Annotated in this window: 24 protein-coding genes; 14 read left to right on the top strand and 10 right to left on the bottom strand. The window is 68.0% G+C overall.

The window, feature by feature from the left end:
* Positions 1-58 precede the first annotated feature (58 nt).
* The gene (locus Rhe02_RS09880) at positions 59-1,648 is read left to right on the top strand and encodes an FAD-dependent oxidoreductase (protein ID WP_203907825.1); all 1,590 of its coding nucleotides are present in this window, start codon (positions 59-61) and stop codon (positions 1,646-1,648) included.
* Here the strand turns inward: Rhe02_RS09880 and Rhe02_RS09875 are convergent.
* Complete coding sequence (locus Rhe02_RS09875) at positions 1,639-3,423, bottom strand: hypothetical protein (RefSeq protein WP_203907824.1); 1,785 nt, start codon at positions 3,421-3,423, stop codon at positions 1,639-1,641. The two genes, Rhe02_RS09880 and Rhe02_RS09875, sit on opposite strands and share 10 nt — an antisense overlap.
* A 128-nt stretch (positions 3,424-3,551) precedes the next feature.
* Here Rhe02_RS09875 and Rhe02_RS09870 point away from each other — a divergent pair, with 128 nt between their 5' ends.
* Both Rhe02_RS09870 and Rhe02_RS09865 read left to right on the top strand, forming a co-directional pair.
* Positions 3,552-3,899, top strand: a complete 348-nt coding sequence (locus Rhe02_RS09870; protein ID WP_203907823.1) for a hypothetical protein — start codon at positions 3,552-3,554, stop codon at positions 3,897-3,899.
* A gap of 28 nt (positions 3,900-3,927) precedes the next feature.
* On the top strand, positions 3,928-5,115 hold the full coding sequence (locus Rhe02_RS09865) for a WD40 repeat domain-containing protein (RefSeq protein WP_203907822.1): 1,188 nt from the start codon (positions 3,928-3,930) through the stop codon (positions 5,113-5,115).
* A 78-nt stretch (positions 5,116-5,193) separates the two neighbouring features.
* Here the strand turns inward: Rhe02_RS09865 and Rhe02_RS09860 are convergent, their stop codons facing one another.
* Positions 5,194-5,412 carry a hypothetical protein gene (locus tag Rhe02_RS09860; RefSeq protein WP_203907821.1) on the bottom strand — a complete coding sequence of 73 codons (219 nt, stop codon included), beginning with the start codon at positions 5,410-5,412 and terminating at the stop codon, positions 5,194-5,196.
* Complete coding sequence (locus Rhe02_RS09855; RefSeq protein WP_203907820.1) at positions 5,409-8,132, bottom strand: AfsR/SARP family transcriptional regulator; 2,724 nt, start codon at positions 8,130-8,132, stop codon at positions 5,409-5,411. The genes Rhe02_RS09860 and Rhe02_RS09855 overlap by 4 nt, the downstream gene beginning before the upstream one ends.
* A 356-nt stretch (positions 8,133-8,488) precedes the next feature.
* Between Rhe02_RS09855 and Rhe02_RS09850 the strand changes: the two genes are divergently transcribed.
* The gene (locus Rhe02_RS09850) at positions 8,489-9,472 is read left to right on the top strand and encodes a PLL family lectin (protein WP_203907819.1); all 984 of its coding nucleotides are present in this window, start codon (positions 8,489-8,491) and stop codon (positions 9,470-9,472) included.
* 102 nt (positions 9,473-9,574) lie between these two features.
* The gene (locus tag Rhe02_RS09845; RefSeq protein ID WP_203907818.1) at positions 9,575-10,522 is read left to right on the top strand and encodes an aminoglycoside phosphotransferase family protein; all 948 of its coding nucleotides are present in this window, start codon (positions 9,575-9,577) and stop codon (positions 10,520-10,522) included.
* Positions 10,523-10,531: 9 nt separating this feature from the next.
* Here the strand turns inward: Rhe02_RS09845 and Rhe02_RS09840 are convergent, their stop codons facing one another.
* A complete protein-coding gene (locus Rhe02_RS09840) occupies positions 10,532-11,902 on the bottom strand; it encodes a condensation domain-containing protein (RefSeq protein ID WP_203907817.1) in 1,371 nt (456 codons plus the stop codon).
* A gap of 230 nt (positions 11,903-12,132) precedes the next feature.
* Here Rhe02_RS09840 and Rhe02_RS09835 point away from each other — a divergent pair, with 230 nt between their 5' ends.
* Positions 12,133-13,062, top strand: a complete 930-nt coding sequence (locus tag Rhe02_RS09835) for a rhomboid family intramembrane serine protease (RefSeq protein ID WP_203907816.1) — start codon at positions 12,133-12,135, stop codon at positions 13,060-13,062.
* Positions 13,063-13,144: 82 nt separating this feature from the next.
* Here Rhe02_RS09835 and Rhe02_RS09830 read toward each other — a convergent pair whose 3' ends face one another.
* Entirely contained in the window at positions 13,145-14,050 is a 906-nt protein-coding gene (locus tag Rhe02_RS09830; protein WP_203907815.1) for a hypothetical protein, read from the bottom strand.
* Positions 14,051-14,249: 199 nt separating this feature from the next.
* Positions 14,250-14,498, bottom strand: coding sequence for a DUF1062 domain-containing protein (locus tag Rhe02_RS49725; RefSeq protein ID WP_239123644.1), 249 nt, complete (start codon positions 14,496-14,498; stop codon positions 14,250-14,252).
* Between the two features lie 554 nt (positions 14,499-15,052).
* On the opposite strand from Rhe02_RS49725, the gene Rhe02_RS09820 reads away from it, so the two are divergent.
* Positions 15,053-16,117: an LPXTG cell wall anchor domain-containing protein gene (locus tag Rhe02_RS09820; protein WP_203907813.1), complete on the top strand. Its 1,065-nt coding sequence runs from the start codon at positions 15,053-15,055 to the stop codon at positions 16,115-16,117.
* A gap of 154 nt (positions 16,118-16,271) precedes the next feature.
* On the opposite strand, the gene Rhe02_RS09815 is transcribed toward Rhe02_RS09820, so the two are convergent.
* Positions 16,272-17,030: a formylglycine-generating enzyme family protein gene (locus Rhe02_RS09815; protein WP_203907812.1), complete on the bottom strand. Its 759-nt coding sequence runs from the start codon at positions 17,028-17,030 to the stop codon at positions 16,272-16,274.
* Positions 17,031-17,190: 160 nt separating this feature from the next.
* Positions 17,191-18,060 carry a helix-turn-helix domain-containing protein gene (locus Rhe02_RS09810; protein WP_203907811.1) on the bottom strand — a complete coding sequence of 290 codons (870 nt, stop codon included), beginning with the start codon at positions 18,058-18,060 and terminating at the stop codon, positions 17,191-17,193.
* A 102-nt stretch (positions 18,061-18,162) separates the two neighbouring features.
* Between Rhe02_RS09810 and Rhe02_RS09805 the strand changes: the two genes are divergently transcribed.
* From Rhe02_RS09805 to Rhe02_RS09775, 7 genes are all read left to right on the top strand, one after another.
* Positions 18,163-18,915 (top strand): SDR family NAD(P)-dependent oxidoreductase, encoded by a 753-nt coding sequence (locus Rhe02_RS09805; protein WP_203907810.1) that lies wholly within the window; start codon positions 18,163-18,165, stop codon positions 18,913-18,915.
* Positions 18,916-18,980: 65 nt separating this feature from the next.
* The gene (locus tag Rhe02_RS09800) at positions 18,981-19,319 is read left to right on the top strand and encodes an Imm51 family immunity protein (protein WP_203907809.1); all 339 of its coding nucleotides are present in this window, start codon (positions 18,981-18,983) and stop codon (positions 19,317-19,319) included.
* Positions 19,320-19,399: 80 nt separating this feature from the next.
* Positions 19,400-19,942, top strand: a complete 543-nt coding sequence (locus Rhe02_RS09795) for an NUDIX hydrolase (RefSeq protein WP_275412605.1) — start codon at positions 19,400-19,402, stop codon at positions 19,940-19,942.
* A gap of 607 nt (positions 19,943-20,549) precedes the next feature.
* Positions 20,550-20,837, top strand: a complete 288-nt coding sequence (locus tag Rhe02_RS09790; RefSeq protein ID WP_203907808.1) for a hypothetical protein — start codon at positions 20,550-20,552, stop codon at positions 20,835-20,837.
* The gene (locus Rhe02_RS09785; RefSeq protein ID WP_203907807.1) at positions 20,834-22,231 is read left to right on the top strand and encodes a hypothetical protein; all 1,398 of its coding nucleotides are present in this window, start codon (positions 20,834-20,836) and stop codon (positions 22,229-22,231) included. Before Rhe02_RS09790 ends, Rhe02_RS09785 begins: the two co-directional genes overlap by 4 nt.
* Positions 22,218-22,775, top strand: coding sequence for a hypothetical protein (locus tag Rhe02_RS09780; RefSeq protein WP_203907806.1), 558 nt, complete (start codon positions 22,218-22,220; stop codon positions 22,773-22,775). The genes Rhe02_RS09785 and Rhe02_RS09780 overlap by 14 nt, the downstream gene beginning before the upstream one ends.
* A gap of 31 nt (positions 22,776-22,806) precedes the next feature.
* A complete protein-coding gene (locus tag Rhe02_RS09775; RefSeq protein ID WP_203907805.1) occupies positions 22,807-23,061 on the top strand; it encodes a hypothetical protein in 255 nt (84 codons plus the stop codon).
* A gap of 102 nt (positions 23,062-23,163) precedes the next feature.
* Here the strand turns inward: Rhe02_RS09775 and Rhe02_RS09770 are convergent, their stop codons facing one another.
* Entirely contained in the window at positions 23,164-24,330 is a 1,167-nt protein-coding gene (locus Rhe02_RS09770; RefSeq protein WP_203907804.1) for a DUF4329 domain-containing protein, read from the bottom strand.
* Positions 24,327-24,611, bottom strand: a complete 285-nt coding sequence (locus tag Rhe02_RS09765) for a type VII secretion target (protein ID WP_203907803.1) — start codon at positions 24,609-24,611, stop codon at positions 24,327-24,329. The genes Rhe02_RS09770 and Rhe02_RS09765 overlap by 4 nt, the downstream gene beginning before the upstream one ends.
* Positions 24,612-24,705: the final 94 nt, after the last annotated feature.

The following is a 24,705-nucleotide window of genomic DNA, read 5'->3' as shown; positions in this document are numbered from 1 at the left end:
TTGCCGTTATGCACGATCGCGTTGGACAGTTGCCACACAGAGGCAAAGGGGGATCACCGTGGAGGCGAAATACGACGTCGTGATCATCGGCGGCGGCGCGGCCGGGCTCAGCGCGGCACTTGGGCTGGCCCGGGCCAGACGATCGGTCCTGGTCATCGACGCCGGGCAGCCGCGCAACGCGCCCGCCGATCACGTGCACAACTATCTGGGGCGGGAAGCCACCCCACCGGCCGACCTGCTGGCCGCCGGCCGTGAGGAGGTCACCGGATACGGCGGGCACCTCGTGGCAGGGCAGGCCGAGGCGGTGACCCGTCACGACGACGGCTTCGACGTCACGCTGGCAGACGGGCGCCGCGTGCTGGCACGGCGGTTGCTGGTGACCACCGGGCTGGTCGACGAGCTGCCCGATCTGGCCGGGCTGCGCGAGCGGTGGGGCCGCGACGTGCTGCACTGCCCGTACTGCCACGGATGGGAGGTCCGCGACAAGCGGATCGGGATCCTCGGCACCGCGCCGGTGGCACTTCACCTGGCCCAGCTGTGGAGGCAGTGGAGCCCGCAGGTGATGCTGCTGCGCCACGGCATGGCGCCGCTGGACGCCGAGCAGGCCGAGCAGCTGGCGGCACGCGAGATCGTCGTCATCGACGAGCCGGCCGCCGGGCTGGAAATCTCCGGGGACAGGCTGACCGGCGTGCGGCTGAGCACCGGCGAGGTCGTCGCGCTCGACGCCCTGGTCGTCGCCCCGCTTTTCACCGCGCGCGGCGGTCTGCTGGAATCGCTCGGGCTCAAAACGGTACAGGTGGAAGGCAACGGGCACCTCTACGGCACCCAGATCCCGGCCGACCCCAGCGGCGCCACCGACGTGCCCGGGGTGTGGGTGGCAGGCAACGTGGCCGACGTTCGCGCCACGGTGATCGCCGCCGCGGCCGCGGGACTCAACGCCGCCGCGGCCATCAACGCCGACCTCGTCGCCGCCGACACCCGCGAGGCCGTGGACAGCTACCGGGAGCGGATCAGCACCATGTTCACCGAGCAGGCATGGGAGCAGCGTTACAGCGCCAAACCGATGGTGTGGAGCGGACGCCCCAACCCTCAGCTGGTGGCCGAGGTCTCCGGGCGCAAGCCGGGGCGGGCGCTGGACGTCGGCTGCGGCGAAGGCGCCGACGCGGTGTGGCTGGCCGAAAACGGTTGGCAGGTAACGGCTGTCGACATCTCCCGCACCGCCCTGCAGCGTGCCGCCGAACACGCCACGGCCGCCGGAGCCGATGTCGCGCAACGCATCGAGTGGCTGCACGCGGACCTGCGAGATCACCTGCCCGCGCCCGGCGCCTACGATCTGGTTTCGGCGCAGTTCATGCATGTGCCCGGCGAGGTTCGCCGCGACCTGTATGCCCGGCTGGCCGCCGCCGTGGCCCCGGGCGGAACCCTGCTGGTGGTGGGCCATCATCCGTCCGATCTGCGGACCTCCGCGCACCGCATGCACTTTCCCGACATGATGTTCACCGCCGAGCAGCTGGTCGCCGAGCTCGGCCTGGCCGGCTGGCAGATAGCGGTGGCCCAGGCCAGACCGCGCGCCGCCGTCGACCACGACGGCAACGCGGTCACCATCCACGATGCGGTGCTCGTCGCCCGCCGTCACGATCAGACATGATTGCCGCTGGGGAACTGTAGCCGCCCGGCACTGTCGACGGTGGGATAGTGCGCCGGGGGCAGCGGGTACCTGAAGAACGGATCGTCGCGGGTCAGCGGATACTGCAGCAGTCTGTCCACATCGGACTCGAAGTGGCCCTGACCCGGGTGATGCGTGCGCCGCCAGGCCTCAAGCACGCCGGGCTCGCCCACCCGAACCGTGGGCTGCGGCAGGCCCAGCATCGGGCCTAGACCGGCCGGCAGCGCATCCTCCGGGCGCTGCAGCAGCGCCACCACCGTTTCGTCGTGCCGCTGGTACACCTCCCACGACGGAAACTGCGACACCTCGCCGCTGACCGAAGCCGGCGCGGCATGCGGGTCGATGACCAGATCGCTGCGCACGCTGAAGTTGGCAGTCTGAGCCAGGCCGGGGGCCAGCGGATTGGTGGCCTCCATGCGCAACCTGACCCGGCCCGCGCCGTCCTGCTCGACGCCGACGATGGGGTCGCCGACCTGCACCTCGCCCCGCTCGTCGTGCGAGGTGTTCTGGCGCGCCACCACCACACCGGCCTCATAGTCCACATAGAACGAGGTGCGGGACCGCTCCGGCCCTTCCTCGGGCGAGAAGCCGCGATTGTCGCCGCGATCGAACAGGCTGGCGTTGGGGCGCGGGTTGAACACCTCGTCGCTCGCGATGAAGGCGGCGCCGTGCACCAGGCCCGCACCCGGCACCTTCTCGATCCGTACCACGACCACCCGGGCCTGCGGGTCGTGGCCGTCATCTCCCGCGGTACGCAGGTCGAGCGCCCGTGCCATCAGACGATCGCTGCTGCCGCCCGGCTCCCGGCCGTAGACGCTGCGGAACAGCGCGACCTGACGCAGCTGCGCATCCCCCGGCGCGTCCTCGGGCCCGGCGTCGGCGCGCACCGCGCCGGGCATGCCCGCGAGCACGGCGGCCTGAGCCCGCAGCACCGCCTCGTATTGGCGCACGGCCGCGTTCATCCTGGCGTTGATGCCCACCACCCGCTTGCGGATCTTCCGGGTGCCTCTGACGATCAGGTCCGCCGCGAAGGACTCGACGTCCACCCCGGTGTAGTTCTCGATGACCACGCCGATGTCTTCCAAAGTGGAATTCAGCTCCTGATCACGGCGGGCGGCCTCCAGAACCAGGCGCTTACCCACCGCCTGCGCCCGCTTGAGCGCCCCTGCCACCGCGGCGAACGAAATCATCGAATCGCGCAGCTGCACCGCCTGCACAGCATGTTTGGCCGCAATCTGTTTCAGCACGGCCAGGCCGAGCGTCGCGGTGACACCGTCCCACTGATGTTCCAGCTGGTGATGCCATCTCGACAGCTGATCGGCGACCTGCGCCACCTCGGCCGCGGCACGCTGGCACACCTTGGCCCGCTGCCTCAGATCAGCCGGGTCTCCTTCCAGAACGCGCTGCGCCGTGACGCGGACATCCTGTACTCCGAAATACGCCGCAGCAACGGTGGTCTCGCCGGCGCTGCGAGCAACCTGCCGCGGCGGCTGCCCTGTCCGGCGGGCGGCGATCTCGCGCAGCCCGTCGGCCACCTTGGTCAGCGCGGCATGGCCGGCCATCAGATCCTCGAAACGCGTCTGCGCCCACCCGAAGTGCGCCTGCTGGTACGCCGCGGCGGCCTGGACGTTGCCCACCTTCGGTGCTGCCTGGCAGCCCAGCTGCAGCCGGTCGCCGATGGCACGGAACTCCGCGGCGAGCCTGTCCGCCCAGGCCGCGCCGGCGGTCAGCTCGGCCGGGGAAACCTCGAAGGTCACGGCGGCCAGCGTCTTTGAGAAATCAGGACCAGCGCCAGCGGGCTGACCCTGCGCCGCGGCAGGGAAAACCCTGTCATCGACGTAGTTGCGGATAGGGAGGACAATAAATGGATCTGAGGAGGTCTCCGATGGCAAACCTTCGCCAGACCCGGGTGCTGGCTCGTCGCGGCAATCGCGCACTGCTCTTTTACACCCCCGCTTGGGCCGTCTTCATCATTGTCGGATTGGTCTGTGCGATCGCGACGACCGCGATCGTCACCGGCTACCTGCTGGCCGCAGCGATCGCGGCCGGGGTGGTGGTCCTGGCCTGGCTGGGGCTCTCCCTGCAGGTGGCCCGGCTTGCCCCCGCCGGCCGTGGGCCTGACCGGCCGGCCCCGCCCGGTGGCGCCGGGGTGCGCGAGCCGCTTCGCCCGCTGCCGAACTCTCCGGCGGGGGCGGCCGCGATGCCGATCCCGGACGAGCAGGCCGCCGCATAGGGCGCCGCCGTCACAGTACGGTGTCGGGGTGGCGGTCATTGAAACCTCGGCATGTGTTCGTCTCGGCAACGGCGCTGCCCTCGAGCGTCTGGTGTGCCATCCCCGGCTTCCCTTGGTCGCAGGATTGGATTCCGAACGCCCGGCGGTTCATGTCTGGGATTGTGGGGCAAACGGGCTGCAGTCGCTAGGCACCGTCGGCGGCGGCTCGGCGGTCTACGCCCAGGATGCCGGAATCCTGCGCGGCGATTGGACACCCGCCGTGGCCTGGCACCCAGATCAGCCGCTGCTTCTGGTGGCGACAGAAGGCGGGGTGGTGAGGTGGACGCCGCAGGGTGTGTCCGCATTGGAGGGTGTTCCGCCCACAGCCGACTACCGCAGCCTGGCATTCAGTCCCGATGGTCACACGCTGTGGGCCTCGCCGTCCTCCGGCGACGCCGACGAGTGGGAATCCTCTGACGTGCTCACCTTGACGCCGGGAACCGTTGGTACCGGCCCGCCTTGGGACACCGGGGTGGAGGTGCACCCGGCCGGAGGCCTGGTGGTCACCCTGTGCAGCGAGCAAGGCGCGACGCTGGTCATCTTCGCCCGGGTCGACCAGGACAGCGTGCCGGCCAGGATGCGCGTGCAGCGCCGGGCGCTGATGCTTGACGGCGACTTCTACCAGAAGCCGATCTTCAGCTCGGACGGCCGTTACTTCGCCATCCGCGGCAACGCTCACGACAACCTCCTCGAGGTGTTCGAATTCCCTTCGCTGCAGCGCGCCTGGACGGCGACGCTCGGCGAACCCAGGCCAAGCTTTCTGCGCCAGCAGGGGTGGTGGGAGCGGATGCGAATATGGTCGCGCCACAACATCGCCTTCGGGGTCAGGCCCGCCGTGCTCTGGATCGGCACTCCGGCCGGAACGCTGGTGGAGGTCGACCCGAAAAGTCAACGCACGGTCGAGCACCCCGTATTGGCCGGCTCACCGGTGACCGGGGTGGGCGTCACGGCGACAGGCGATCTCGTTGTCGCGAGCGGAGGGGGCGATCTTGTGCTTCTGTCGGTGGCCGACGATGCCGCGGACGCCACCGCCGCGGACAGCGACACGTTGCAGGCCATGGTCACCGCCTTCCTGGACGCCACCAGCGAGGTCCCCGACTACGGCGACCTCGCCACCCAACTGGTCCTGACCGACATCGAGCCGCCCTGGGAATCGGCCGCCGCGGCGACCGCCTAGGCCGCGCCAGCCGTTGGCGGGCAATGGTTCCAGCGGGCCGGCCCCGCCCCCAAGGGGCCGGCCCTGGTCTGGGACGAGCTAGCTGTTGGAGGGGACTCGCGCCGGGTAGGCGCGGGTGCACGCGCAGTGAAGGCACTTCCAGGTCGGCTTGCTCGAGTCCTGCGACGGATGGTGGTCGGTCTCCGCATGGCCGCAGACGCAGTCCTGGCCATCAGTGTTGTCGTTGGGCGGCGGGGCGGAGACTACGAAGTCCAGATGGTTGTGGGTGTCCTGATTCGGCAGGTGCGAATAGTTCATGAACGCTCCTCGGTCCGCGTGTTCGTCGCGTCAATCTTTTGCTGGGCATAGGCCAGCCATCGCTGGTCGCCCGTCTGCCTGGCCAGACTCGCCGCCTCGCGTAGCTGGCGCAGGCCCGCATCGGTGTCGCCCCGGCCCAGGTAGGCAGTTCCGAGCCCGCAGAGCGTCTCGGCCCGGGTGAAGTTCTCGCCGATCGCGCGTTGTAGATCCAATGCCGTGTGGAGGGTCGTAATCGCCAAGTCGTATTCAGACCGTCTGATATGGAGGGTGCCAAGTGCTGTCAAGGTGATGGCCTCGTCGCGCTGATCGCCAAGCTCGCGGGCGATGGACAGTGACTGCTGCAGACACTGCTCGGCGGCGTCGTGGTCGCCCAGGATGTTGTGCAGCTCGCCCAGATTGTTGTAGGCCACGCCCAGCCCGCGGCGATCGTCGGCCTGGGAGAGAATCGCAATGGCTGTGCGGTAAGTAGCCATCGCCTCTACGTAGCGTTCGAGGTCGGTGTAGGCGATGCCGAGCTGGCTGAGCGTGAACCCGGCCGCCCGCTGATCGCCGATGGCCTGCTCCGCCTCGAGCGCCGCGGTGAAATGGCCCACCGCCGCCTGCGGATTGCCGGTGCGCCGGTAGGCGACACCGAGATTCTTGCTGGCGACACTGATCGCCACCAGATCGCTGGTCTCGTGCGCTGCCCGCAACGCGGCCTGGTGCACCGGAACCGATTCGGCGGCGTGGCCGCGAAAAAGGAAGTAGGAATTGATGAGATAGCCGAAGTGCCAGGCGGCCGTCAGGTCGCCCTGCGCCTCGGCGTGCTGGATGAAAGGAACGAAGTTGAGCTGTTCGGTGTCCAGGAATGCCAGCAGCCCACCGGGCGGGTCGAACTGCAGTGCCATGGCCTGCACCCGTTTGCGCTGCGGGGTCAGCTTCTGGTTGGCCAGCGCCGCGAGCCCCAGGTACCACTGGCGCAGCCGATGCAGCGCATTGTCCAGATCGGACAGTGATTTCGCCCGTTCGGCGGCGTAGATTCTCACCAGGTCGTGAAACGCGTAACGCCCGTCGGACACCTCGACCAGCAGGTGCGCCTCGGCGATCTCGTCGAGGATCTCGTCGATCTGCGCCTGGCCGGTCTCGATCAGACACGCCGCCAGATGGGTACAGAAAGCCGGGCCGGGGTGCAACCCAAGGAGGCGGAACGCCAGCGCGGCGGGTTCGCTGAGGGCCTGATAGCTGGCATCGAAGACGCTGCGCAGCCCGTAAGACCCTGAATCCTGGGAAACCATATCGATCCGTGTGTCCTGCCTACGCAGTTGGTCGGCAATGGTGGCCAGTGGCAGACGTTTCCGGCTGGAAAGGCGCGCCGCGATCAGCCGCACCGCCAAAGGCAGGCCTCCGCAATGGGTCACCAGCTCGTGCGCGGCATCGAGCTCGGAGTCCAGGCGAGGGCCGACGACCCTTCGCAACAGGTCGAGGGATTCGTCGCGGTCAAGTACCTCGAGGGTGGCCCGTTGCACCGCGTGTTTGAGTGTCAGCGGGCTCAGCCGGTGGCGGCTGGTCAGGACCAGGAAACTGGACCCGTCCGGTGGGACCAGCGGCAGGATCTGCTCGACCGAGCTGGCATTGTCGGCGATGATCAGCAGACGCCGACCCGCCGCCAGGCTCCGGTAGAGATTGATCTGACCGTCCAGGTCGGACGGCAGCGCGGAGCCGGTGACACTCAGGCTCCGCAGCACATGCAGCAGGGCATCGCTGGCCGTCAGCGCCCCCATCGGGTCGTGCCCGCGCAGATCGAGGAAGATCTGGCCGTCGGGGAAGCGGTCTTTGACCTGGTGCGCAAAGTAAACGGCCAGGGCGGTCTTGCCGATGCCGCCCTGCCCCGCGATCAGGGCGATCTGCGACTCGTCCACCTGGCCGAGACCGTCGTGCAACTGCGCCAGCTCGGCGCGCCTGCCGGTGAAGTAACCGACGGGAGGCGGCAGCTGCAGGGGAATGGGAGCCTGCTCGGAAAGATCGAGTTTGCGGTCCCGGCGCAGGATCTGCTGCTGCAGCTCGTTGAGCCGGGCGCTCGGCTCGATGCCCAGCTCGGCATCCAGCGTTCTGCGGGTGTCCTGATAGGCGGCGAGCGCGGCATCGGGCTGCCCGTTGCGGTACAGCGCCAGCATCAGCTGATAGCGGAAGCGTTCCCGCAGCGGGAACCGGCCGATCACCGTGGTGAGCTCAGCCGCGACCTCGGCGTGACGGCCCAGCTCCAGTTCCGCATCCACGCACCTTTCCAAGCAGGCCGGGTATTTGTTGTCCCAATGGATGGCGCCGAACCGGATCGACCTGCTGTCAATGCCCTCCAGCGCCGGCCCGCGCCACAGCCCGAGCGCCTCGCGCAGCAGGCGGGCCTGCTCACCACGGTCGGTGGCGGCATCGGCCCGCGCGATGATCGAGTCGGCCTGCAGCGCATCGAGCTGATCATCCTCGACCCGCAGGCGATAGCCGTTGCCCGCCGTCTCGAGTACAGATCCGATCATCCGGCGCAGCTGCGAGGCGGTGTTGCGCACCTGCCGCACGGCGGTGTCGGGAGACTTGTCCTCCCAGATCGCCTCGATCACCGCATCGGTGGAGACGATGGCGTTGGGACTCAACAGCAGACAGGCGAGCATACGCTGCTTCTTCACCCCCCGAACGGTGATAGATTCGCCGTTGATCTTCAGCGCGAGCGGGCCGAGAATTCCGTACACCCGCACATTGTGCGCGGCGGCCAACATCGGTGCTCGGCGATGGTGGGGTGACCAGACCCCCGCATCCCCAAACCCCCCGATCTGTCTGGCCACCCCCGGGTTTCGCACTAGGTGCCTTCCGTGGGCGGCCCACCCGGACGGGCTGTTCACGTGAGTCGAAAGTTACTCCCGCCCGTTCATCGACTCGTTCATCGTTTCGCACCGATGCACGGCTTCCATCCGGTCGGTAACCATGTGCGCACTATGCGATGCCGACGCTTGGTCACCTTCGGTAGCCGGTGCAGTAATCCTGCGGATGTGCCTGGCCTGGCCTGCGATCGAGACTTCTGGCGTCATGTCGCGTACACGAAGGAGAAATGATGCGCAAGAACGAGGCGGGCGGAGCCGCGGCCAGCCGCAGAGCCCTGCTGCGTGCGGCGGCGGTCGCGGTGCCGGCCATGGCCACGACCGGCCTGTGGACGGCACCGGCGTCGGCCGCCGCATGGTCGGGCTACGCCGAGGTCCCCGGTGGCCTTTTCACCATGAGCTCGCCGTTCGCGGTCACCTACAACTCGGCGGAGTACCTGTTCATCCGCAGCTCCTCCGACCTGGTACACGTCAACAGGTTCGACGGTTTCTCGTGGAGCGGGTACACCCAGCTGCCGGGCAGGCAGACCCGTGTCGCGCCCACCGCCGCTGTCTACAACGGATTCCTGTACCTGTTCGTCACCGACAACGCGGGCGGCGGCAAGATCTGTGTCAACAGGTTCGACGGCTCCTCATGGTCGGGCTACTCGGAGGTCCCGGGCAACGGGCGCGCGTTCCTGTCGATGGGCACCGCCACTGACGGCCAGTTCCTCCACCTATTCCATGTCGGCACCAGCGACCGCAACGCCAACACGATCTACTTCAGCCGCTTCGACGGTTCGTTCTGGACTCCGCACGCGGAGGTTCCGCCCTTCCGCGCCCAGACCCGGGCCGGGGTGTCGGCCAATTTCGCCAACGGGTCGCTGTACATGTTCCACGCCGGCCTGAGCGGCACCGGCCCCGGAACCAGGGTGTACGTCGACCAGCTCAGCGGCGGATCCTGGTTCGGGTACTTCGAGATCCTCAGCAACACGGTCGCCACCTTCGACACCCCACAGGCGACCACCCTGGGCACCAGCCAGCTGCTGGCTCTGCGGACCACCAACAACCGCATCTTCATCGGCCAGCAGGACGGCGGCGTGTGGGGCCAGTTCAGCGAGGTGCCCGGAGCAGGCTCGACACCGGCCGGGCCCGCCCTGAACGCCTTCGGCGGCGGCCTGGACCTGTTCATCCGCGGCCACGACACCCGCGTCTACCGCAACACATTCCGCTGAGCGATCGCCGGCCCCTTGCCCGAGCACCGGTGGGCGAGGGGCCGGCCGTCGCGGCGCTAGCATGGCCGTATCGGATCTTTTGAGGATGAGCCCTTCGGCGCCATGGAGGCACTGCCGCCGGCCACCGGCAGCCGCCGTATCACCTGGGCCGACCTGCCGGCGGCAGCCGCATCGGGCATCGAGTCGATGCTGGGTTCCAAAGTGGTCGATGCCGCGAGCCAGTCCGGCGGCTTCTCCGACGGGCTGGCGGCGCGATTGGTGCTCGAAAACGGGCGCAGGGTTTTCGTGAAGGCCATCAACGCCAGCACCTCTCCCCACGTCGGCCGGTTCCACCGGCGCGAGCGAGCCGTCTCCAGCGCGATGCCGGCCCATGTCGCGGTGCCCAGGCTGCTGGACGCCTACGACGACGGGCAGTGGGTGGCGTTGGCGTTCCAGGACATCGAGGGCCGGCTGCCGGCCCAGCCCTGGCAACCTGAGCAGCTGCAGCGCATTCTGGCCGCCGCGGGTGAGCTGGCCGCACAGCTGACCCCCGCCCCGGATCTGGTGGTGGAGAAGGTGCCGCCCCGCCTCGGCGGCTGGCATTACCTCGTCGATTCCGAGCAGCCACGCCAGCGCCTGGCCGAGGTCGCCCCGTGGGCACACCAGAATCTGCAAATGCTGCTCGCCCTGGAGCAAAGGCTCGACGAGGCCATCGCCGGGGAGACGCTGCTGCACGGCGATCTTTACCCGTTCAACGTTCTTGTCAGCGACGAACGCGTCTTCTTCGTCGACTGGCCACACGCCTGGGTGGGCGCTGGCCACGTCGACGTCGTCACCCTGCTGATCAGCGCCGGGCTGTCGGGCATCGACCCGCAGCCGCTGCTGGAATCGCTGCCGCTGACCGCGGCCGTGGACCCGTCGCACATCGACGTGCAGCTGGCGGCGCACTCCGGGTTCCTGCTGGCGACGCTCTGCTATGCGGGCCCGGACGCCGATCCGCACCTGATGGCCATGATGAAGGGCCTGGGCATGTCGTCATTGCGCTGGCTGGCCCGTCGGCGCTCCACATAGGACATACGTTCAGGGTTTGGGCGTCCACGGCCATGGCGCGGCGTGGAAGGCCGCCTGCACCAGAAGCCCTTCGACAGCGCGCAGGAACAGTTCGGCCCTGGGCGGTGGCAGGTAGCCGGTGTCGCCGGTCAGGGCGAACCCGATGCCGTCGGCGGCATCGATGATCTCGACGCGCAGGCGCCAGGTGAACTGGTCCAGCCCCTCCCCCACGGTGAAAGTGCTGCGGCCCATGCTTTTGCGCACCGCCTCCTCGCCCGCGTCGCGCCCGAACAGGTCGGTGTCGGCCGGTGCCAGCCGGATGTCGTTGAAGTAGCAGTGCGGGCTGACCCCGGTCGCGTAGGGCAGGCCCGCCTCGGCGAACGCGGCAGCCATCTGCGCCGGGTCGTAGTAGGCGTGCCGGTAGGCCCGGATGGCCGCCTGCCACACCTGCGGCAGGGCCTCGGCGAAGCTGGGTTTGCCCGACAGGTCGACCACCACCAGGCCCAGCTGGTTGAGTTTGGTGATCGCCTGCTGGAATCGGTCCAGGGCACGGTTATTGACCATGGTGTGCATGCCGCAGGTGTCCGTGCCCGACCAGGTGGCCAGCACCCCGGCGACCGCGCTGAGCAGCACCGTCGAGCTGGTGACCCGGTGCTGCTGGGCGATCAGCCGCGCGGCGGTGTCGGCCGCCGCCGAGACCAGCACGCAGCGCCGCCACCGTGGCTGCTGGGCGGGCCCGACCGGTGCCAGCGTGTCGACGGGCAGCCGCCGGAAACCGTCCACCCAGTAGGAGACCGCGCGCCGGCAGCGGCGCAGCGACGCTTCCTCCTGTTCGGCCTGGCCCACATCGGCCGACTGCGGTCCGGCCGGGGTGGGCACCGCCCCGCGCAGCAGCAGCAGGCGCAGGTCACGCAGGACCAGCTCGGTGGCCTGGAAGTCCACGGTGGTGTGGCTGAAGACCACGACGATCTGGCACACCGCCCCCAGCTGCGAGACGACCAGGGCGATGCGCTGTGGCAGTTCGGCTGCGTGGTCGAAAGGCTGCTCCGCAAGCGTTTTGGCCAGCCTGGCCGCGGTCGCCGAACCATCCGGATCGGACAGATCAGCCGGGACCACCAGCACCGGCTGCCCGCCGCCGGCCACCACCTCCTGCCGCCCCTGCTCGAAGAAGATCAGCGTGCGCAGCGAGCTGTGCCGTTCGATGAGCCCGCCGAGGGCGCGCAGCACCGAATCCACATCGGCTGGCGCCCGCCGCGGCATGCTCAGCACCCGGCGCATGCTGATGAGGGTGGCGCTGGATCCGCGGCGCTGCGCGGCCAGCCAATACGCACGCTGCCCCCAGGTCAGCGGGGCCGTGCCCGGAAACGGCGACCCCGCAAAGGCTGCCACGGCCGCGGTCACGCTGCGCACCACTTCTGATCACCAGGAGACCGCCAACCCGCCAGAGCCATAGAGCAGTATCGACACACGGACAGCGCCGCGTACCATCGGCAGGAAAGCGCTTTCCATCAACCCGTTCGGCCAATATCGCGGCTTCGCTGGCCCGCGGTCACGGCGCACCGGGGTGCCCCACGGCCGGGCCGGTGGTGGTCTAACCTGATCGGCGCCACCGAACTCGGGGAGACCCTCTCATGGAGACGACCAACAACGGCCAGCAGGATGCCGGGCCGACGACGACGTGCTTCAAGCACTCCCGCCGTGCCACCAGCGTGCGATGCACCCGCTGCGACCGCTTCATCTGCCCGGACTGCATGCGGGAGGCGCCTGTCGGATTCCGGTGCCCCGAGTGCATCCGCAGCGAGAGCAAAACCGTTCGCGCCGCGACAACCGTGTTCGGCGGCCAGCTGTCCAGCCGCCCCTATGTCACCTACACCCTCATTGCCATAACCATCATCGTGTACCTGGTGGAGCTCGCCGATCCGGGAGTGGTCGGCCGGTTCAGCAACCTCGGCATCGGCCTGGTCGGCCCGGATGGCGGCCATTTCCTCGACGATGGGGTGAACCGGCTCGGCTTCACCCAAGAAGGTGTCGCATATGGACAGTGGGAGCGCCTGCTCACCTCGGCGTTCCTGCACCTGTCCCCCAGCAGCGGCGTGTTCAGCATCGCCCACATCCTGCTGAACATGTACTGGCTGTGGCTGCTGGGCAGGATCCTGGAGGAACAGCTGGGCTGGTGGCGCTTCCTCGCGGTGTACCTGGTGTGCGCGCTGGGCGGCTCGGTGCTCGGCTTCCTGGTCGATCCGGCGCAGTCCGCTGTGGGCGCCTCGGGCGCCATCTTCGGCTTGGCATCGTGCTACTTCGTCATCGCCTCGCGGATGAGCCAGCAACCCATCGACCGCCATCGCCTGATCACCATGCTGGTGATCTGGATGGTGATCTCCGCCGGCTTCACCTCCTGGCAGGGCCACCTCGGCGGCCTGCTCACCGGCGGGCTGCTCGGCGCCGCCCTGGCCTACGCCCCGCGCCAGCACCGCCTCGCCGTGCATGTCAGCGTCTTCACGGCCACCACCTTCGCCCTGCTCGTGACGACCGGCCTCCAGGCGGCAAACCTCACCACCTGACACGGCGAGCCGCTGGCACCGGGCTGCGGCTCGGCTCGGTGCCGCGCGGCTTTCGGTAGCTGTATCCCGATTGGACGGTTGCTCAGGGCTGCTGGAAGTTGGGTGTTTCCCAGATGCGCTGGTTGAGATAGTCCTTGACCCGCCCGACATACTGCTCGCTGGCCTCGGTGTGCCAGCGTCCGGAAAACCAGCGGCCCACACAGCCCCAGGCGTCGCCGGCGGCATATTGCTGGCCGCGTTCCACGGTGTTGAGCCAGGTTTCGTGGCCCTCCATGCAGATGCGCCAGATGCCGTAGGCCAGATCGGCGCTCATTGCGGTCGACCTCATCGCGCCGGGGAACGCGGTTTTCATGTAGGGGTAACGGTTTTGCAGGATGCCGTAGCTCTGCGGGCACTTACCGGCCTGCCCGTCGGCGCCCAGGCCGTGGCCTTCCGGGCAGGCGCCGGCATCGGTGCCGAAGTCGCCCAGCGTGTCCTGACGCCACCAGCTCTCGATCGCCGCCTGCGCCTTGACAAGGTCCTCGTCGATGCCCCATTTGCAGGCCGCCCAGCGCAGAATCTCCTCGGTGGTCCCGGTGAACTGCCCATCGACACGCTTGGCCAGGCCGGCACCGCCCCCAAACGTCGACGCATCGACATGCTGGCCGGTAACGGAGTTGGCGGCGCGGTTGACGCCCTTGTTCTCCTTCTTCGGCCGAGCGCGCACCCAGCCCGCGCACTGATCGCCCGCCGGAAGCCGCGCGCCCGGCTGCAAGGTCGCGAAGCGGCTGGGGGCCGCTGTACTGGTGCGCGCCGGGCTCACCGCCGGACTGACCGCAACACCAGCCGGGGACGGGCTCGCCGTCGACACAGGCACGCCCGACGGATCCGCCGACGGCGAGGCCTCGGTCGAGGAGGTGGACGCCGGGCCGTGGCTGCGGTCGGCATCGGCCCGCACGCATCCACTCACGACGATGGCCGCAGCGGCGACCATCGCCAGCTTCCGCACAGACCAACGGTGCCAAATGGCTCGCATGACCCACGGAAGCTATCGCCACCCGCCGAGCAAGTCAATCGCAGCCATCACCGCTGATCGCGAGAAAATTCGTGGTGGCGCACGACCGATGAAGCGCAGATGCGGTCGCGCGAACGATCCGATGTCGGATCGCTGGTCGGCCAGTCGATCGCGGGCATGCGCCCGCCGTGGATCAGTGTTGGCCTCGGCCCGCCAAGGCCGCCAATCTTCGGCGATCAGCCGCCCCGGCCGGGCCGGGATACGCGATGCAAAAGCGGACCGAGACGTCGATCACCTCATGGTCAAAGCGATCCGGTTCGCCCGCGTCGAGGCGCCAGGCGTTGTCCCAGTCGAGGGCCATGCGTGTGCGGCATTGCGCGACCGAAACCTCGAGCAGTCCGGCTGTCAAACCCGCCTCGCTGTCGTGCAGCCGGTCCAGCACCTCGGGTCGTGCGGAGCCGCATGTTCATCCTCTCCAGGACAGTGAGCTTCGCAGGATCCCCGCAGGCGCTGCAAAGCATGAGGAGCCAGGCGTCGAGGAGCTTGTGATCTGCGTTGACGCGAAATTTGATGGTCGCCCGGAACCGCTCGGACACGCAACCGCGGCAACAGCGGATGACGAGCGGCAGGCAGGTGGGCACGACGGCCCTGTTCTTGAGCATAGAAGTACACCGGTTTCAGTGAGATGTCCGCAGCAGGAAGAGAGCGCGCCGCACATGTGCGACACGCGACGAATCAGCGCTCGGGAGGTCTCACAATGTGTACAACGGAACGTCCTTGGCTCGGCAACTTGGCTCGGCAGCACGGTAAAGCCACGCAGCGCCGCCGGTCCACTGGTTTTTGACACCGTCGTCACGAGAAACCGGGACAAGCCCAACGGATTTCAGGCCACTACAAATCCTGGGCAGAGTCCGGATCGGACGTCGGCGGTCAAGGCTTGCGCGAGCGTGGTGGCTCGACTTGGTATAGCGTGTGCTGGCTGAGAGGAGCGCCGCTATGCGATCTCGATGGGGTGCCATGGCCGCCGCCGCGGCGTTCACGTTTGGCTACACACCCGTTGCTGCACAAGCCGATCCCCCGCCTCCGCCGCGTTACAACCTTGGCGCATCTGTGTCGCCGGCGACCCTCACCACTGTGGTGGGATCGATTCACCACATGACCGCCCAGGTCCAAAACAGCGGCCCTGAGTCGACCGCGCCACCGGATGTGCAGCTCAATCCTTCACGCCTCATCGCAGTTGAGCTTCCCGCAGGTACAGAGCTGGTGACCGGTTCGATCTCGCAGCACTGCACACCGGCGATCGTGCTGCCGGCCGATCCCCACCGTTTCAACTGCCTTCTGGGCACCATCCAGCCGACCCATGTCGTGCAAGTCAGTTTCAACATGAAGATCACCGGTCCGGTCAGCGGCGTTGGCACGGTCTCGACCAGAGCGTTCGGCCCGGGCACCGACCTGGACACCGACCCCACCAACGACCAGGCCTCGTTCGCCATCAGCGTGGTCCCCGGCTACGACATCATGGCCCTGGGAACCCATGTGGAAGGCAAGGTCGGGTCCACGGTGCCCGTGACCGTGGGGGTGAAAAACCTCGGCCCAGACACGTCGGCCCCCTCGCTCGGGTCGGGCCAGGCCAAGCACACCCTCCATGTCCGCCTGCCGGCCGGTACCCAGATGGCTCAAACTGAACCCCCATGCTCTCTGCTGACCGGCGTGATCGACCCGACAGGGTTTATTTGCACGCTGCGCCCGCTGGCACCGGGCGAAAGCCTGCTGATCACCTTCCAGGTGCGCATCACCGCGCGGCCCACCGGTCCCGGGACAGTCATCCGTGGCTTCAACGACGTCTTTGGCCATACGCCTGACCTCGACATCAACCGGGGCAACGACGGTGCTCAGATCACCTTCGCTGCCGCGGAATTGCCGCAAACTGGCACGGACACCTCCACGATCGCCTGGATCGGCGCGGGTACAGCCGCAGCGGGCATCCTGGTGCTGCTGGTGATGAGGCGGCTGAGCAAACGCCGTGAACAGCGCCTGCGCGCATTGTCGCGACCGGAATAGGCGCCCAAAGGGCAGAAGCCTGGGACAACCGAGCGCAGGTGCCCGCACCACGACGTCGGAGGCCATGACCTGGCCGGCTGTGACTGCGGGCTGGGAGGTCGTCGGCACGGCGGGCGAGAGTGTGATCTGCCGGCTGAGGTGAGTGGTTGGCGGGCTAGGTGCAGGGTGGCACTGTTGCGACCGGGCGGACCGCGGTGAACTGATAGTGCTCATATCTGGTGGCAGCGAGCAGTAGCAGCCACTCGTCGCAGCCCTGCCACGGATAGAGGTCGGCGGCACCGCCGCGTACCGTCCTGGGGCCGTCACCGGTTCTTGGGCGGGCATCCGCCCAGGCGCCGGCGAAACCGGGAATCCACACGTCGGCGCAGATTTCGTTAGCCGATCCCATTGCCGCCAGCCCGAACGCATTCTCGGCGGCGGCAGTCCGCTGCTCATCACCGAAGTCGTCGAGCAACTGGTCCTCGCCGGGTTTCCCGTCGCCGCGGAAGGTCAAGGTGGTGGTGCCGGCTCGGGCTGCGTACTCCCACTGCGCCTCGCTGGGCAGCTGGAACGGCAACGCCTCCAGCAGGTCGTCCAGGTCGTCCTCGATGCGGGCCGTGCCTGAGTCAGTGTCTGCGTAGTCGTCCTCATACTCGGGCAACCAGTGCCGGACCTGCGCCACGGTCAACGGGTGCCGGGCGATCAGGAACGGTTCCATCCGCACCTCACGTACCGGCTGGGCATTCCCAGCGCTGGCGAAGAACGGCTCAATACTGTCCTCGGCTCCGCCGGCGCGCTCGATCGCCCTAACCGCCGCTAGCTCCGCCTCGGACAGACCCATCTGGAAGGTTCCGCCAGGCACCTCCCGGAAGACCACCCCGGAGGCGACATGACGCCACGCAGCCCGACCGGCGACGATCTCCTCAGCCCACATGACAACGGACACTAACAGCCGCCTTCACCGGACAGATCCGCGTGCAAGGCATGTCTCTTTTCGTGCCGTCCATCGACGCTCGCGACGACGACAATGCCCGAAAGCATTGCCCGTACACGGTTGTCGTCTAACGATTGGCAAAGCTGCGATGCCGTGGTGTCTAGGCCGACCGTCGACTTGCGTGCGGGACTGGGCGCAGTGCGCCGGGTCGGCGACCGTTTAGCTGGTCGAGCGCGGTCGAGGTGGCGTCGTCGGCCGGCAGGTACACCACGAGGCTTTGGCCGTCGGCGTCGGGCAGGTCCAACGTCTCGTAAGCGAGCCGCAACTCGCCCACCTGCGGGTGCGTGAACCGCTCGGTCCCGGTGCGGTTGGGGACGGTGGCTGCGGCCAGCCGGGCGGCGAACGACGCGCCCGCAACGACCGTTAGCTCATCAACCAGTTCCGTGCGGTGTGGGTCGTCGGGGCCGATCGCCGTCGCCAGCGTCGCCGCCCGTTCGTCGGCCACCAGATCCCATTGCGGGTAAGCGTTTCGCGCCCGCGTGTCGGCGAAGGTGTAGCGGGCCAGGTTGGGCGGGTCGGCGTCCAGCAGCCCGACCGGACCGGCCAGACGCTCGAACCCCGAGGTGTAGGCAAGGACATCGGTGAGCCGGTTGGCCACATACGCGGGGGCCGGCTCGAGCCGTAGCAGCAGTGCCTGCACGGTGGGCCGGACTTCCCGCGCCGGCGGCTCCAGCCCGGCACATATCAGCCCGCCACCGCCCCCAGCCACCTTGGCCAGGCCGCGCAGGTGCAACCGTTCCTGCGCTGACAACCCCAGCGCGTCGGCCAGCGCCGCCAGCACCTGCATCGACGGATGCCGATCGCGACCCTGCTCCAGCCTGGTCAGGTATTCCACACTCACCCCAGCGAGGATGGCCAGCTCGGCCCGGCGCAGGCCCGGCGTGCGGCGGCGGGCGCTGGTAGGCAACCCGACCTGCGCGGGAGTAACCGCCTCCCGGCGGCCGCGCAGGAACGCTCCCAGGTCGGTCATATGGGCGAGGCTACACACCATGGCCTTACTCCATCGTGGCCCTGGCAGGGACAGTCTCAGCACGGCCTGGATGCCCAGTGCGCCACCCGGCACGGTGGTGGCATGGATCTGGGACTCACCAACCGCACTGTCATCGTCACCGGCGCCTCAGGTGGCATCGGCCGGCACATCGCCCACGGCTTCGCGGCGGAAGGCGCCGACGTGGTCATCACCTACCGCACCTCCCCCTCCGACGCCGAGCAGGTGGCCAAGGAGATCGGCGGCCGTACCCTGGTCACCGAGTACGACATGAGCGACCCCGCCGCTGCCGGGGCCTTGGCCCAGCGGGTGCTCGACTGGACCGGCCGGATCGACGTGCTGGTCAACAACGCCGTCAACTGGGGTGCCAGCGGCCTGCCGCAGGGGCCATTCGAGGCAGCGCCCGAGGACTACTGGCTGCCGGTGCTGCGCGACAACATCGAGGGCACCTTGCGGCTGACCCGGGCCGTGGCACCAATCCTGCGCCAACGCCGCTGGGGCCGCGTGGTGCACGTCTCGTCCAGTGTCGCCGAGGACGGCATGCCGGGCGGCGAGTATTACGGGGCGGCCAAGGCGGCCCTACACGGCTTCAGCAAATCGGCCGCGATAGGCCTCGGCGGGACCGGCGACATCCTGTCCAATGTGGTGATGCCAGGCCTGACCCGAACCGATCGCAACAGCCAGATCACCGACGCCGTCGGCGAGCACTATCGGGCGCTCACTCCGATCGGCCGCCTCCTGGACGCGTCAGAAGTCGCCAATACCATCGTCTACCTCGGCTCGGCCGCTAACACCGGAATCACCGGACAGGTGATCAGGGTGACCGGCGGCGCCTGACGCCTGCCCGGCGTCGACGTTGGGTCGGGTTGCTCCTTTGGCGTGGCAGGTGCCAGGCTGCGCTGATGGAGCCGCTGAAGCTGATCGAGACCAACCCGGGCAAATACTCGCTCTTGCTGGATGCCGGAACCACATCCGTGGACGGTCTGGTCGAGGAGCTGGGTCACGAACCCGGAGGATACTTCTGGGAAGGTGTCGCCCAGCTACTCGTCAGCACGCAAGCCCCCGGCCTGGAAGGGCGTTTCTCCTATGACCCGGAGGCCAGCATGTTCTGCGCGTACGGCCAGGACCGCCTCGCCCTTGAACAGCTGGCCACGCTGATGGCCGCAGTGGCCAATGACGCCGACCGGATGCGTGAGCTCATCGAGTTAGCCGACGCCGAGGGGTTCGAATTCGACGACTAGCCATGCTCATTTACACCGAGCTTGGTTCATCGCACGCGACCGGCCATGCACCCGTTGCGTGCGGGTGGCATGATCAGCCCGTGACGCAGCAACGGGGACCGTGGACACAGCACAGCACCAGCACCCTCATGCGGCGCCAGCGTTTCGAGGTGCGCTCCGATGAGGTCACCCAGCCTGGCGGCGGCCGCACCATCTACGACTGGATCCACGCCCCTGACAAGGTACGGGTGGCAGTGCTCACCGACGCCGGTGAGCTGTTGATCGTTCAGCAGACCCTTTATCTGCCAGGGCTAACCCTGTGGGAGCTACCCGGCGGCGGGGTCGAACCCGGCGAGACGCCCGAGCAAGCAGCACGACGGGAGCTGCTCGAGGAGACCGGATTCACCGTGTCCACATTGACCTCGCACGGCAGCGTGTGGCCGCTGCCCGGCCTGACCTCCAGCCAGGTGCACCTGTTCTCCGCGACCGGGCTTTCCGGCGAGGGCCGCCCGAGGCTGCAAGAGTCCGAGGCCGATCTGGTGCAGCTACGGGTACCGCTGGAGCAGGCCGTGGCCGCCTGCACCGGCGGCGGCCTGCTGCGCTGCGCCGCCTCCGCGCAGCTCGTGCTCACCATCGCTCGCTGAACCAAGACCACAATCACCGCCGCAGCAGCGCGAGCCACGCTTCGAATTTACGAGCCCGACAGGCGTTGGTCGGCGCTGATGTCGGCGCGATCACCGAGTCGGCCCACCGATTGTCATGTGACACAGCCGAATGTGGCGTATCCGGGTGGAACCCTGGATGGGGTCGACCAGAATCCGCCAGGCTCCGGATACGTTCGGAGTAAAGGTGAAGTGAACCGGTCCGGCACGCCGCTGGTGAGAGTCTGCGGTAAGGCATCTTCGACGTAGGTGAAGCTGACACTGCCAACCGATCCGCCGATGGGATCAACCAGAACAGGCGGAATTACATGTATCGACGACAGGTGGTGGAGCTCATCGCCTAGCCACAGGCCACGCCTGCCCCGGCTGCGGCAGGGGTTCGGTTCGGCGGTGCCCACGGTGGACGGCTGCGGTGAGTGGATAGGGCAGGTCGGCTTCGTTGGTGTACCTGCTGTTGCGCGGTGTTCCAGGGCGGGCAAGTTGTCCCAAAAACAGTTGAGCCGCTGGATGAAGTCGAGGGCGACCTATGCATGCGATCTTGTAGTACGGTGTCGATTGATGACCGGCTCAGAGGGGGTGGCCAGGGACTGTGAGCGAGTTCGAGGTCCAAATTGGTCAGCTGCGGAATGCGGCGACGGCTGCTGGATCAGCTGCCGATCAGGCCAGGGTGGTGGATCCGGGTGCCGGCTTGGCGGCGATCGCGACAGCACTGCCGGGTGGGGCCGCAGCATCGAGCGCGCCCACTTTAGCCTCGACGTTCAATGAGCGCGGGAAGGGATGGGCAGACGAGATCGACCGCTGGAGCACGTCGATGATGTCGGCCGCGAAGGCATATTCCGAAAGTGATGACTCTGCGAGACAGGCCTTCGGGAAATGACTATCAGCTACGCCGATGTCCGTAAATGGGACGCCAACGCGGTCGAGACGGCTGCCACCGACCTTCATGGGCGGCAGTACACACTCATCGGGCTGCAGGACGAGCTCGACGACGCCAGGAGATTGCCCGACTGGCACGGCACCGCGGGCGAGCAGGCACGCAGTTCGCTGGGAACTACCCGCAACAACGCCGAGATCTTGATCGCGGAGCTGGCCGCGGTCGAACGAGCCCTGCAGAACGCGGCCGACGACGTAGCCACCCTGAAAAGCCGGGTCGCCAACAACGACTCCCTGGCCAACACCTACCAGTACGGCATCGCCGCTGACGGCGCGATCGTGGACAACAAGCCCGCCGACCCGCCGCCGAAGTCGCGGTTCGAGGCCGAAGAACGCGCCGAGGCCCAACGGCACCGCGAGACCATCAAGCGGCAGCTGGAGCAGGAAACCAAGGCGATCCTCACGGCGGCGACCAACATCGACACCACCCTGGCCCGGGTGATGCAACTCGCGCAGGACCGCAAGATCAGCGACCATGACGCGACCACCCTGGCCGGCGCGAGCAAGGGCGGGGACATCGACGCCCAAGTGGTCGACATGGAGCAGGCGCTGCGCGACGCCGGGCTGCTGACCGGCCCGCCCGTCGACGGCTTCTACCGGCAGTGGCTTGAGAACGCAGTACGGCGAGGCGTGCCCATCGACACCATCCAGAAGATGGTCTCCGAACACCACATCACCCCGGAGGACTTCAAGATCCTAGACGGAATGGAAGAGATCCGTGAGGACGAGGACGGCAACGGGATCTTCAAGTCCTACTTCATGTTGCCGACCGACATCAGCGGCGACGATGCGGCCAAGGCGGTGCGGATGACCTACATCCTCAACGCGGGCACCGACTACGGCACCGAAGGCGAAGCGACCGACTTCGCACCGACCCCGTACGGATCCGAGGAGCTGCGCCGAATTACCGAACGGCAGCAGCAGAATTCCTGGAGCTACGACGACGATGTGGGATTCGTGCACGGCAACGGCGGGCGGTTGGTGACCACCCCGAACGGCATGATGATGGGCCTGGGCGGCAACCTCATCCAGGACCAGTTCAGCCAGCGCGGCGGAACGACATGGGGCGACACGTTCATGCTGAACATCGACGACCCGCAAGATCCGGCGCAACAGCTGCGAACGGTGGTGAGCTCGGGCCACGCGTGGTACGAAGGCGATACCGGCCCATACCAGGGTGCGCTGGACACCGACCGGCTGCTGCACCACGAGGAGCGCCACTCCCAGCAATGGGCGCGGGAGGGCTACACCGGCTTCCTCGCCTCATACGTGTGGGAGCAGGTCACCGGCGGCAACGAGACCGAGGAAGATGCGGGGCTTTCCGATGGCGGATATTAGACGACTGCGCGTCGCGTGCGCTGCCCTACTGGCGGCAACGATGATCGCGGCGTGTGACACCAAGTCGCAATACGAGCCGTCGCTGCCGCCGGCGGCCGGGTTCCGCGTCGACGACGGCGTCCTGAAACTATGGACCGGCACCCCGTGCTCCGGCGTCATCCGCCTAACGTTGACCTTCGACGTCGGTACCCAGGCAAGTAAAGAGCAGGTGTGGACCGCGCCGCAGCCAGGAGTGACGGTGGAGCGCATGGACCTGCTCGCTACCCCCGGGAAATCCTCCCCGGACACCGGCGGAGATCTCCAAGTCCAGAAACCGCTGCCCGCGGACTACGACTGGACGAAGGCAAGCTTCCTCAACTTCTCCGTCGACGGCCCGAAAGCGTTCGGTGCCCGGGTCGACCTCGCCCAGGTGCTGCGCGAATCGGCCGCGCACCCGTCCGCAAGCTACCTGTTCGGCCAGCGTGGCTGGATGGACGCATCCGACGTTCAGCGCGAGAACGAGAAGTCGTTCCTGACAGTCTGCACTCCCGACCCGAATCGATGACTTCCTGCACAATCCACTGGTGGAGTCAGACATGGACGCGCCCGACGGCACGACCCGCACAGGTGGCCTAAGGACGGTGCTGCGGCGCATCGTGTTCGGCGCGTTTGCCTGCATCGCCATCGTGATCGTGCTGCTCGTCGGCGAGGCGGTGCTCAGCGCCATCGGATTGTCCTCCGACCCGCACGGCTACGGGATGTTCGCAGGCATCCTGTTCGCGATGATCCTGACACCGATCGCGATCGCGCTATGGCTGCTGTACCAAGCAATGCGACGACGCGGCAAATGACGCAATGGCCTCATGAACCGCACCCGATCGGCGGCGGCGCTGCGCGGCCGCCAGTGGTTGCACCAGTCGATGAGCCTTGCCCCGGTTCTCCCGGGCAGCGGTTCACAGTGGCGTCGTCTTGCCCTTGCTGAACCGGGCCTGTTCCTCGGGGGGCAGGTTCTGCACCGGTGTGTACCGGTACATGTCCCCGCGCGGCGTGAGCAGATAGGAGTCCTTGCCGCCCAGCACCGCTTTGCCCTCGTCTGGGTGGGAGAACATCTCGTCGCTGGGCTCGGTCCCGGCCGCGTGTGAATGATAGGTGCCGACGATTTGCGCTCCTGCCGGTACCGGGGAGTCGGCCGCGTAGGACTCGTCGTGACTGCCCCGCGTCGCGGGCGGCGAGAAGTAGTACCGATCTCCGAGCTTGTAGATGTTGCCCGCGTACTCGGCGTTGTGGTCCATCGACGGCCCGTAGATCTCTCTTAGAGCAGCGCGGGCCGCGTCGTCGGGCGAGTCGTAGTCCTGGCGCCCGGCCAGGCTCGCGCCCCCGCCGCCGAATACCGTCGTCTCCGGCAGCACGAACACCTTCTCACCGTCCGGCCCGATCACCGTGCGGCCGCCGGTGGGCTGCACGTCGCTGACGTCGCGCAGGGACACCGCCTTCGTCACCTCGGCCAAGGCCGCGACGGCGGTCTCGGTGGCGGTGCGCTCGGCGTCCAGCGCGTCCTTGCGAGCGTCGATCCCGGCCCGTGCCCGGCGCGCCGCAGCCTGCAACGGCTTGTCGAAATCGTCGCTGTTCACCAGATCGAGCAGGGCGTCGGAGTAGCCGATCCGGGCCGCCTGCCCCTGCGCGTCCCGCAGCGCCGCGATCCCACCCGCGTCCGTCACCACGAGGCCGTCGAGCCCGCGGCTGTAGGCGTCGAGGATGTCGGCGACGCGGGCGAACTGTCCACTTAGGAATGTCACCCGCACGTCGAACCGGTTCAGCGCCTTGGCCGCCGCGATCCCGGCCGCGTCCTGCCAGTCGTTGGGCAAGTCCTCGGCCGTCTTGTGCACGCCGATCTGTACACCGTCGGTGAGCTTCTTGGCCAGCGCCCGGTACCGGTCGGCGAGTTCCCCCGACGCCTTGCCCAAGGTGGGCTCGTCGATGCGCAGCGCCCGCTCGACGACACCGCGCAGGGTGGCGAGGTCCATCAGGTCATCGTCCACAGTGGACAGATCTCGCAGCAGCCGGTCGTATTCGGCGACCTTGACGGAGACTTCGCCGGTGGTGGGCATGATCCCGCTCACGGCCGAAACTCCAGCGCGTCGGACTGCTCGTAGTTGTCGGCGCAGACCCGGAAGTTGTCCACGTAGGCGTCGAGCCGCTCGCCGATGGCGTGCAGCTCGGCGTCCAGCGCCCGGCCGCACTCGTCGTAGCCCTCCAGCAGCGCGGCCTCCAGCGTGCCCAGCTCGCCCTGCCGGGCCTCGGCCAGCCCGGCCGTGATCGGCGTCACCGCAGCGCGCAGGCCGGCGAGCACCTGGGCGTGGTGCCGTAACCGCTCGGGCTCGACGTGGATGCCAGTACCCATACCTGTCACGGTCGCATCGGCACGGCGGCCGGGACTAGGGGGAAAACCCATGGGCGCGACCGGGTTTTCCCCGACGATGGCGATCCGCCCGGCT

This window comes from Rhizocola hellebori (assembly GCF_016862955.1).
In the GTDB taxonomy this organism is placed as follows: domain Bacteria; phylum Actinomycetota; class Actinomycetes; order Mycobacteriales; family Micromonosporaceae; genus Rhizocola; species Rhizocola hellebori.
Note: the sequence above shows the minus strand (reverse complement) of the source record. Positions and strands in the feature narration are given on the sequence as shown.

Excerpts from the sequence above, each read along its gene's own strand:
- Rhe02_RS09780 (WP_203907806.1), top strand. The coding sequence starts at position 22,218 with ATGGCGGATATTAGACGACTGCGCGTCGCGTGCGCTGCCCTACTGGCG.
- Rhe02_RS09785 (WP_203907807.1), top strand. The coding sequence starts at position 20,834 with ATGACTATCAGCTACGCCGATGTCCGTAAATGGGACGCCAACGCGGTC.
- Rhe02_RS09765 (WP_203907803.1), bottom strand. The coding sequence starts at position 24,611 with ATGGGTACTGGCATCCACGTCGAGCCCGAGCGGTTACGGCACCACGCC.
- Rhe02_RS09845 (WP_203907818.1), top strand. The coding sequence starts at position 9,575 with ATGGAGGCACTGCCGCCGGCCACCGGCAGCCGCCGTATCACCTGGGCC.
- Rhe02_RS09835 (WP_203907816.1), top strand. The coding sequence starts at position 12,133 with ATGGAGACGACCAACAACGGCCAGCAGGATGCCGGGCCGACGACGACG.
- Rhe02_RS09805 (WP_203907810.1), top strand. The coding sequence starts at position 18,163 with ATGGATCTGGGACTCACCAACCGCACTGTCATCGTCACCGGCGCCTCA.
- Rhe02_RS09810 (WP_203907811.1), bottom strand. The coding sequence starts at position 18,060 with ATGACCGACCTGGGAGCGTTCCTGCGCGGCCGCCGGGAGGCGGTTACT.
- Rhe02_RS09775 (WP_203907805.1), top strand. The coding sequence starts at position 22,807 with ATGGACGCGCCCGACGGCACGACCCGCACAGGTGGCCTAAGGACGGTG.
- Rhe02_RS09815 (WP_203907812.1), bottom strand. The coding sequence starts at position 17,030 with ATGTGGGCTGAGGAGATCGTCGCCGGTCGGGCTGCGTGGCGTCATGTC.
- Rhe02_RS09870 (WP_203907823.1), top strand. The coding sequence starts at position 3,552 with ATGGCAAACCTTCGCCAGACCCGGGTGCTGGCTCGTCGCGGCAATCGC.
- Rhe02_RS09850 (WP_203907819.1), top strand. The coding sequence starts at position 8,489 with ATGATGCGCAAGAACGAGGCGGGCGGAGCCGCGGCCAGCCGCAGAGCC.
- Rhe02_RS09800 (WP_203907809.1), top strand. The coding sequence starts at position 18,981 with ATGGAGCCGCTGAAGCTGATCGAGACCAACCCGGGCAAATACTCGCTC.
- Rhe02_RS09860 (WP_203907821.1), bottom strand. The coding sequence starts at position 5,412 with ATGAACTATTCGCACCTGCCGAATCAGGACACCCACAACCATCTGGAC.
- Rhe02_RS09820 (WP_203907813.1), top strand. The coding sequence starts at position 15,053 with ATGCGATCTCGATGGGGTGCCATGGCCGCCGCCGCGGCGTTCACGTTT.